The organism is Pseudoalteromonas sp. AOP7-A1-14 (genome assembly GCF_052376275.1).
Taxonomy (GTDB): Bacteria; Pseudomonadota; Gammaproteobacteria; order Enterobacterales; family Alteromonadaceae; genus Pseudoalteromonas.
The window spans coordinates 1-1287 of the sequence record NZ_JBQSVO010000244.1 but is presented as its reverse complement, the minus strand read 5'-3'; the positions used below and the strand labels follow the sequence as shown (position 1 = coordinate 1287).

Genomic DNA, 1287 nt, shown 5'->3' with positions numbered 1-1287 from the left:
GACTCATTTCTAAGCGGCAGCCAAGGCCTGATTTCGATATTGTATCGGACTCAGGCCTTTTAGTTTCAGCTTAATACGCTCATTGTTATAATAGTGGATATATTCTTTGATGTTTTCAATGAGTTCATTCGCGTCCTTGAACGTTTCGTTGTGATACATCTCGCTTTTCAGTATGGCAAAGAAATTTTCAGCAACAGCGTTATCTAAACAGTTTCCTTTTCTAGACATACTTTGTTTTAACCCTTTTTCTTTAAGGTGCTTTTGATATTGCTTGTTTTGATATTGCCATCCTTGGTCTGAGTGTACTATCGGCTTCTCGTTCGGCTTCAACTTAGCCGTTGCGGTTTTAAGCATGTCAGTTACCAAGGGAAGCGCAACGGATTTTCTTACTTCGTAACTGATTATCTCTTGGTTGAATAAGTCAATCATAGGCGATAGATATACCTTCTCATTATCCACTTTAAACTCCGTCACATCCGTTACCCATTTTTGATTAGGCTTCTGCGCAGTAAACTCGCGGTTAAGCGTATTTTCTGCGATTTTACCCACTTCACCTTTGTAAGATTTATAGCGCTTAGGCCTTACTTTTGACTTAAGGCCTAACTCATTCATTAGACGTTGAACGCGCTTATGATTAACGAGTACCCCCATTTTTCTTAGGGCACTCGTAATTCTGCGATAGCCATATCGCCCTTTATGCGTGTGATAGATATCACGTATTTTTACGAGTAAATCACTGTTGGCGCAGGGCTGCTCACATGTAGTTCGATGATAATAGTAGACACTCTTCGCCAACCCCGTGGCCTTTAATAGATGTCGTAAGCTATGTTTTGCCTTGAACTCTTCGACGACTATCGTCTTGTCTTTGCTTTTTTCTTTCTGGCTTGAGCCAAGGCTTCTAACTTTTTTAGCACATCATTCTCTGCTCGTAAGTATGCTAACTCTTCTCGTAACTCCTCCTCAGTCATTTGCTCTACTGGTTTTGATGAAGAAGAATTATTTGTCATGGTTGGCCTACCTTTTTTCTGTGGTTGGAGACGGGATATACCATCGCGAGCATAAAGCTTTTGCCATTGAAAAAGAATACCTGGGGACGATAAATCGAAGAACGCACTGGTATAGCTGAGTGACCAACTGTTAGCTGCCATCGATTTTAACACTTCTATCTTAAATGCTTGAGAATAAGGTTTGTGAACAGACCTGAAGCTTTCAGCGCCATGAATTCGATAAACAGCGGTCCAATATCGGACCTGCCTTTGTGTAACATTAAATCTATTACCTATCGCC

2 protein-coding genes are annotated in these 1287 nt (G+C 40.9%); both read right to left on the bottom strand.

The annotated features are described in order from the left end of the window. Positions 1-9: 9 nt before the first annotated feature. Positions 10-855 (bottom strand): IS3 family transposase, encoded by an 846-nt coding sequence (locus ACT3RM_RS17895; protein WP_444511517.1) that lies wholly within the window; start codon positions 853-855, stop codon positions 10-12. Next, positions 852-1287 (bottom strand): transposase (locus ACT3RM_RS17890; RefSeq protein ID WP_444511516.1); only part of this gene is annotated, 436 nt, incomplete at its 5' end. The genes ACT3RM_RS17895 and ACT3RM_RS17890, both read right to left, overlap by 4 nt.